Origin of the sequence: Bacteroides sp. (genome assembly GCF_019417265.1) — a bacterium.
In the GTDB taxonomy this organism is placed as follows: domain Bacteria; phylum Bacteroidota; class Bacteroidia; order Bacteroidales; family Bacteroidaceae; genus Phocaeicola.
The window spans coordinates 1-7662 of the sequence record NZ_DXVR01000112.1 but is presented as its reverse complement, the minus strand read 5'-3'; the positions used below and the strand labels follow the sequence as shown (position 1 = coordinate 7662).

Below are 7662 nucleotides of genomic sequence, written 5' to 3'. Positions count from 1 at the left end.
TTATAGTTCCTTTATTAGTGTTTGCTATGCAGCTGTATGATTTGCTTGCTATGTTATTATAAGTAAAATTAATAATATGACAATTCTCAATTAAACCATTGTTTTTCCCTGATAATGCTGATAAATCTTTGTCGTATTGTGTTTTATATCCACAATCAGAAAGAATCAGGTTTTTAATTATTGCATCTTTGCCAGTTGTAACAAATAATGCGAAAACTGAGCAATTAGACTTTTCGTATAAAGTTATATTACTTAGTTTGTGATTATTACCGTTAAATATATCGTTAAATTCTTTACTCCTATTACCTATTAATTCAATAAGTTTTGATTCTTCATCCGTAAAACTTAAATCATTATAAAGATTAAATTCCCTTTTCCCATCTTGCATTACATAGAAATCCTCTAAAGTTTTTCCATTATATTCTGTTTCACCATTTATTAGGTGTGTAAATGCGATGAAATCAGTGGTTGTATATATGCCTGGATTAAGTTTCACATTACATATATACTCATATCCTGAATTATATACCTTATTATTAATTGAGGAATTGTATTTCTTACCTTTATTGCATGTTATTTCTAATGAAATATTACAGTCATTTGATGCCGGAATGAATATCTCGTATTTACCTTCAGTGTTCTTTGTAAGTGTAACATCCGCATTTCCACCTTCCAAGAATGAAAGTTTTCCTGTATAAAAGTCTATACCGCTGATTTTTGATGGTATTTTCACTTTCACATCTTTCACAGTGTCATTAAGTTCGCTTTCTATGTTTATCACAAGTTTTGCAAACATATGGCTGAAAGTCAGGTTTACATTCTTTCCCAATTTTACAGTCGTATTGCACCAGACCATGTCCTGCAATTCACCGTTTTTTGAATATAAATCCGCGATGTTGTCTATTACAGGATAATAGGCAGCAATTGATGCATCATTCTCACTTGTGTTCCACTTGTCATTTTTCAGCCCGGTCCATTGGCCGTTTTCTAATGTCAAGGTATCACCATCGGCAGTTATTCCGCCTTTGCTGTAAAACTTTATTTTTCCGTTTTCCGGTATCTGGCTTATAGTAGCAGCTCTGGAATTTTTGTTTGAGAACCCACACATGGAATTTCCGGTAATGGTGACAGATAAGTCGCCGATATTATCGTTATGAGGATTTGTCAAACTTTCTTTTACGCACGCTGACAATATGAAAAGTGTTATTACTGAGAATATTATTTTTGCTTTCATTCTACTCCTTATATTATATCAATGGGTAATATAACTCTATGATTATGCGAAAAGTCCGTTTTTTTAACATAAAAAAACGCTGCCATACCTTCTCAGGCCGGGCAGCGCAAGCTACAATACAAAATACAAATACAACTAAACGAGATATCTTAAATCAAAAAAAAGATTTAATTCTATACTATACCTTGTGCCATCATCGCATGAGCCACTTTCATGAATCCTGCTATATTGGCACCTTTCACATAATTCACATATCCATCGGCTTCAGTTCCGTATTTCACGCACTGTTCATGGATATTATGCATTATCTGATGGAGTTTTTCGTCCACTTCTTCCGCACTCCAACTCATATGCATTGCGTTCTGACTCATCTCAAGACCTGAGGTGGCAACACCGCCCGCATTGACTGCTTTTCCAGGAGCATAAGTTATCTTATTTTCAATAAATGCATCTATCGCTTCAGGAGTACAACCCATGTTTGAAATTTCTCCGACGCAAAGTACGGAATTTTTTATCAAATTTCCAGCATCTTCGCCATTTAATTCGTTCTGAGTTGCGCAAGGAAGTGCAATATCTACCTTAACTTCCCATGGACGACGTCCCGGAACGAACTTAGAACCCGGGAATTTCTCTGCGTAAGGTTCTACTATATCGTTGCCCGAAGTACGGAGTTCAAGCATATAGTCTATCTTTTCGCCGCTAATTCCGTCCGGGTCGTAGATATATCCGTCAGGTCCGGAAATTGTCACTACTTTTGCGCCGAGCTGTGTAGCTTTTGTAGCCGCACCCCAAGCCACGTTACCGAAGCCTGATATGGCAACTGTCTTACCTTTTATATCTATGCCTTTCTTGTCGAGCATATGTTTCACGAAGTACAGACCTCCGAAACCGGTTGCTTCAGGACGGATGAGGGAACCGCCGAATTCAAGTCCCTTGCCGGTGAAAGTACCGGTGAACTCGTGAGTCAGTTTCTTGTACATACCAAACATATAGCCTACTTCTCTGCCGCCTACACCGATATCGCCTGCCGGAACGTCCATATCCGGGCCTACGTGACGCCACAGTTCAAGCATAAATGCTTGACAGAAACGCATGATTTCAGCATCGCTCTTTCCGCGAGGAGAGAAGTCCGAACCACCTTTACCGCCACCCATAGGCAGGGTAGTGAGGGCATTCTTGAATGTCTGCTCAAATCCTAAGAATTTCAGAATTGAGAGGTTTACTGATGCATGGAAGCGGATACCGCCTTTGTAAGGGCCTATAGCATTGTTAAACTGTACTCTGTAACCTATGTTTACCTGTACCTTGCCTTTATCGTCTACCCAAGGTACACGGAAAGTTATAATTCTGTCCGGTTCTACCAGACGTTCTATCAATGATACTTTTTCAAACTCAGGATGCTGATTATATACATCTTCAATAGAGAGCAATACTTCTTTTACTGCCTGCAGATACTCTGATTCACCCGGATGCTTAGCTTCCAGTGAAGCCATGATTTGATTGATATTCATAATTCAAAATATTAAGATCTGACAAAATGAAATGTTTTGTTATCTGCAAAGTTATGAAATTCTATATTATATGCAAGTTTTTATGGGTATATTTGTGTAAAATAATGATAAAAAGTAAGTATGATTCATGAAGTGTATATGTTCTCATAGTTCTCTTTCCTCGATATAATGAAACAAATGTCGAGTCTTTTTATGAAAAACGCACCGTCCTGAAAACCGTGACACGTACGTGTAACGGGCGGAACACGTTCGTGTAACGCGCGCGTCACGTTCGTGTTACACTCGGAACACGTACGTGTTCCGCTTTCTCTGTCGAAGAATTTTGAATTTTATTTGCTTCTGATAAATCTTTTCATTCCGTCCGTATAGAAAACGCGGGTTGAGTCCTTGTCGTCGGAATAGATGAAATATGCATCAATTTCAGGATGGGCATTGCAGATAGCAACGGAAGAGTCAAGGCCGAGAACCATGAATGCAGTGGCATAGGCATCGGCTGTGGCGCAGTTCTTTGCCACTACTGTTGACGACAGGATGTTGTGCTGTACAGGATAGCCTGTACGAGGATTGATGGTGTGGGCATATTTCTTGCCGTCTTTGTAATAGAAATTGCGGTAATTGCCCGAAGTGGCAAGTCCGGCGTTGGTGATTTCTATCACGGTCTGCAGTTCCTGGTTTACTGACAGGGAATCGTCTATTGGCTTGTTAATACCTATGCGCCAAACATTCATTTTCGGATTCTTGCCTTTCAGAACCAGTTCGCCACCTATATCTATCATGTAGTTTTCCACTCCTTTACTGTCGAGCAGACGTGCCACGTGGTCTACTCCATAGCCTTTGGCTATTGCGCTGCAGTCAAGCATTGTTCTGCTGTCCTGTTTCACTATTTTGCCGTCTTTCAGTGCTATCTTTTCAAAACCGACGAACCGGCGCAGCGAGTCTATAGTTTCACGGCTCACATTGGTGGAACTGTCGAAACCGAATCCCCAGGCGTTTACAAGCGGGGCAACAGTGATGTCGAAAGCACCGTCCGTTTCTTCGGATATGCTTTTGGCCAACATGAAAACGTCAGTCAGAAGGCTGTCTGCTGTCATGTCAGTGTTATTGTTAATCTTTGTGATAACAGAAGTCTTGTTGAATGGCGAAAGGGAATTGTCTACCTCTTTCAAAGCGGCTTCGATTTCTGTTTTCAGATTTTCATTATGCTGGTAAGTGATTTTATACATTGTTCCGAACACAAGTCCCTGGTCGGTGTGGAACGGTGGCTGTTTTTTCAGAATTAAAACAGTTCCTACAACAAGCAGAATGAGGAACGGTATCTGCCATTTTAAAGATTTATTGTTCATGATTGTGTATGTTTTTATGATAAATGTTCGATAAGAATTTTTACTCCGATGCCTATAAGTACAAGTCCTCCGAAGATTTCCATCTTAAGATTGAATCGTTTTCCGAAGAATACTCCTATCAGACTTCCTATTACGGAGATTACGAACGATGCCACTCCGATGGCTATGAGTGGATGGATGAGCGAACTCAGTGTCTTGAATCCGGTGAATGCGAATGATATTCCCACGGCAAGTGCGTCGATACTTGTAGCCACGGCCAGGGTGAGTATGACTTTCAGTTTTCGTGGATTGAAACTTTCCGATTCTTCATCGCTGAAGTATTCCTTTATCATCCTTACGCCAAGGAATGAAAGGAGTCCGAATGCTATCCAATGGTCGTAGGCCTCGATGTAGTGATGGAAACTTTTTGCGCCCAACCATCCCAGGAAAGGCATCATGGCCTGGAAAAGTCCGAAGAAAAAGCCCATCTTGAGGAAGGTTTTCCATTCTATCTGATGAAGGATTATACCGCTTGCCACTGAAACCGTGAAGCAGTCAATTGCAAGGCTTATCGCTAAAAGCCATATTTCTATTATGCTCATGTCTTGAGTTATTAAAACGGAAGATTATACATCAGATGGTATGACAGGGTGAAGGCTGTTCCGGCATTTTCGCCGTATCCCGGTATATACCATGGTTCGGTATTGGCATGCTTGGTGTAGCTGAGTCGTCTTTTGTATTTTACGCTCCAGCCCATGCAGAAACCTTTATAGATTTTTACTTTCATTCCGCCTACTATTTCCAGCCAGTGAGCAGTGGTGTTTACCCCATGATAGGAGAAAGGTACCTGTATCTGTCCTCCATAGTTGGGGTCTGTCATTGTCGGACCGTCTACATCATATACGAATGATGAGAATCCGTATCTCAATCCTCCGAACAGGAATCCCGGCAGGTGAGGCTTGTTGTGGAAAAAGTTGTAATCCATTCCGACCTTGAAAAACGGAGCAGCAGTCTTGTAGCGAATGTCGGTAGCATCGCTCAGCGTGTTTACCTTACAGTAGCCGACTTCCACTATTGGAAGGAAGCGGTTAAGGAAATTGGCCTGAAGCATTACGTCGCTGCTCAGGATGTCACTGCCGAGGACATAGTTTCCCAATCCGGCAATTTCCACTCCGATGGTCGTTCCCTGATATAGTTTGACTTTCTCTGTCTTTTCTTTGTCCTTGTCTTTTTTCTTTTGTGCGAAAACATACGTCGGACATATCAGCAGACTACTGAGTATCAGCCACTGTATAATATATCCTGAAGTTTTCTTTCTCATAATTGTCTATGTTTGGGTTTATGATTTCTATGGAGTCAATTCCGTAGCTGTGTGTCACTTCCGTAGCTTCGTGGAACATCATTGTGCCGCAATCCACACTCATGAAATAAGGTCTGTTGTTGTGCTTGATAGTGATGTAATCCTGTTGCTCTCCGTTTAAGTCTATTATTAATGTTGTTTCGTTTGAATAACTTAATGGAACCTTGAAAGTACTCATATTGCTTTCCTTATTTATAAGTGTGTCGCTTATTATCGAGTCTTCCACGATTCTTTCCACTATCTGCCCGTTGTCGAGAGTGTCATAAACGGTTACATCGGCTGTCATCTGTCCAATAATGCTGGCCGGAACAGTTGGAGCCACCGCTTTGCCATGCTGGTTGACTAACGTGAACTTTGCATATGCCAGGGCATTTGGCGGACAGCTTTCGCCTTCGCAACTGTTCAGAAAGAATGTTGCAAGCAGGATTATTGCTATGAATATTGCAGGTAGTCTTTTCATTTTGGTTCTTACAGTTCTTTTTCTATTTGGTATTTGTTTCTTTCCTGCGAGTTCCGGGCTACAAGTTCACCGAGGAATCCGGCTATGAAGAGCTGTGTTCCCAATATCATTGTAGTAAGTGCGAGGAAGAAATACGGATTGTCTGTCACGAGGCTGTACGGATTGCCGGCATGCATGTTGTATATCTTCATTGCTCCCACGGCTATTACGGCTATAAATCCGAGGAAGAACATTATTGAACCGAGGAATCCGAAGATGTGCATAGGCTTGACTCCGAATTTCGACAGGAACCACAGTGTAATAAGGTCAAGATATCCATTGACAAATCTGTTTATTCCGAACTTTGTCTTGCCGTATTTTCTTGCCTGATGATGCACTACTTTCTCGCCGATTTTGCTGAAGCCGGCATTCTTGGCCAAATATGGTATGTAGCGGTGCATCTCGCCGTAAACTTCGATGTTCTTTATTACATCGCGGCGATAAGCCTTAAGGCCACAGTTAAAGTCGTGAAGATTTTTTATACCTGAAACTTTTCGGGCTGTGGCATTGAAAAGTTTTGTCGGTATGGTCTTTGAGAGCGGGTCGTATCTTTTCTGTTTCCATCCTGAAACAAGGTCATACCCGTCTTCAGTAATCATTCTGTATAGTTCCGGAATCTCGTCCGGACTGTCCTGCAGGTCGGCATCCATTGTTATTACCACATCGCCTTCCGCTTTCTCAAATCCACAGAACAGGGCAGGGGATTTCCCGTAGTTTCGGCGGAACTTTATACCTTTTATATTGGCATGTTTCTTGCTCAGGTTTTCTATCACGTTCCACGAACCGTCGGTACTGCCATCGTTTACGAATATGATTTCGTAGCTGAAGCCGTGTTCGTTCATTACTTTTTCTATCCACGCATGAAGTTCAGGCAGTGATTCTTCTTCGTTATACAGAGGTATTACTACTGATATATCCATTTTGAGTTTTTAAGTTTATGAGTTTTTTAAGCTTTTGAGTTTATGAGTTTTTCTTTCTTCTCATGGCCAATAGGGCAGTGGGTAACGAAAGAATTGCTCCGTAAAAAATATTCTGGAATATTAATTGCAGTGTCAGTTGCAGTGGCGACATCGAAGCTATGATGTCAAGATTCCGGATAAGCTGGTCTACGGAGGCTTCCAAATCGCCGGTAAGTGTTGACTTCAGATTTTCCATCTGTTCCAGATATGTTCCCATCAGATATCCGTTGTCTATAAATCTGAAGTAAACATAATGTGCGGCAGCCGTCAGTAATGCTGCGAAGAAATACATATATAATGAGAATACCCATCCGCGCATGAATGACAACTCTCCGCCGCAATAGCGTTCTCTATACTTGCGGATATATATGTATCCCAATATTGGGACAAACATGGTCATGAATATGAATAGAAGTTGTAGAAGTGGTATTTTGAAGCCCATAGGCAGGAATGAGAATTTGATTATCCAGAATATTCCCATCATAGTGCCGAAATACATTGCATGCTCTTGTAGTGTCTTAGGTTTATCTTCCATATATATCATTATAGTAATTATACTGCAAAAGTAAGTTTTTTCGGCATAGGAAGTATATAAAACGGAGAAAAATCATCTTTTTGAGGTAAAAAGTTTATTTTTTTATTGGAGAATGCTTGTGTATTTAAAAAAAATACCTACCTTTGCACCCGCAATCGAGAAACAACGATACAGTTCACTCGAAAGCAAGACATAACATGGGTAAGTCCCATACGGCCAGCTCCCTTCGAATCCTCCAGGGC

8 protein-coding genes are annotated in these 7662 nt (G+C 41.0%); all 8 read right to left on the bottom strand.

Features of this window, described 5'->3' with window-relative positions:
• The coding region (locus QZ379_RS11260; protein WP_291564634.1) for a fimbrillin family protein at positions 1-1234 on the bottom strand (1234 nt) is incomplete at its 3' end.
• 173 nt (positions 1235-1407) lie between these two features.
• Entirely contained in the window at positions 1408-2745 is a 1338-nt protein-coding gene (gene gdhA, locus QZ379_RS11255; protein WP_291564630.1) for an NADP-specific glutamate dehydrogenase, read from the bottom strand.
• 329 nt (positions 2746-3074) lie between these two features.
• Positions 3075-4088, bottom strand: a complete 1014-nt coding sequence (locus QZ379_RS11250; RefSeq protein WP_291564627.1) for an FAD:protein FMN transferase — start codon at positions 4086-4088, stop codon at positions 3075-3077.
• Positions 4089-4102: 14 nt separating this feature from the next.
• On the bottom strand, positions 4103-4669 hold the full coding sequence (locus QZ379_RS11245) for a manganese efflux pump MntP family protein (RefSeq protein WP_291564624.1): 567 nt from the start codon (positions 4667-4669) through the stop codon (positions 4103-4105).
• A gap of 11 nt (positions 4670-4680) precedes the next feature.
• Complete coding sequence (locus tag QZ379_RS11240) at positions 4681-5388, bottom strand: DUF6048 family protein (protein ID WP_291564623.1); 708 nt, start codon at positions 5386-5388, stop codon at positions 4681-4683.
• A complete protein-coding gene (locus QZ379_RS11235) occupies positions 5339-5887 on the bottom strand; it encodes a DUF6452 family protein (protein WP_291564620.1) in 549 nt (182 codons plus the stop codon). Before QZ379_RS11235 ends, QZ379_RS11240 begins: the two co-directional genes overlap by 50 nt.
• Before the next feature lie 8 nt (positions 5888-5895).
• Positions 5896-6846 (bottom strand): glycosyltransferase, encoded by a 951-nt coding sequence (locus tag QZ379_RS11230; RefSeq protein WP_291564618.1) that lies wholly within the window; start codon positions 6844-6846, stop codon positions 5896-5898.
• Positions 6847-6886: 40 nt separating this feature from the next.
• Positions 6887-7420 carry a DUF4199 domain-containing protein gene (locus QZ379_RS11225; protein ID WP_291564615.1) on the bottom strand — a complete coding sequence of 178 codons (534 nt, stop codon included), beginning with the start codon at positions 7418-7420 and terminating at the stop codon, positions 6887-6889.
• Positions 7421-7662 lie beyond the last annotated feature (242 nt).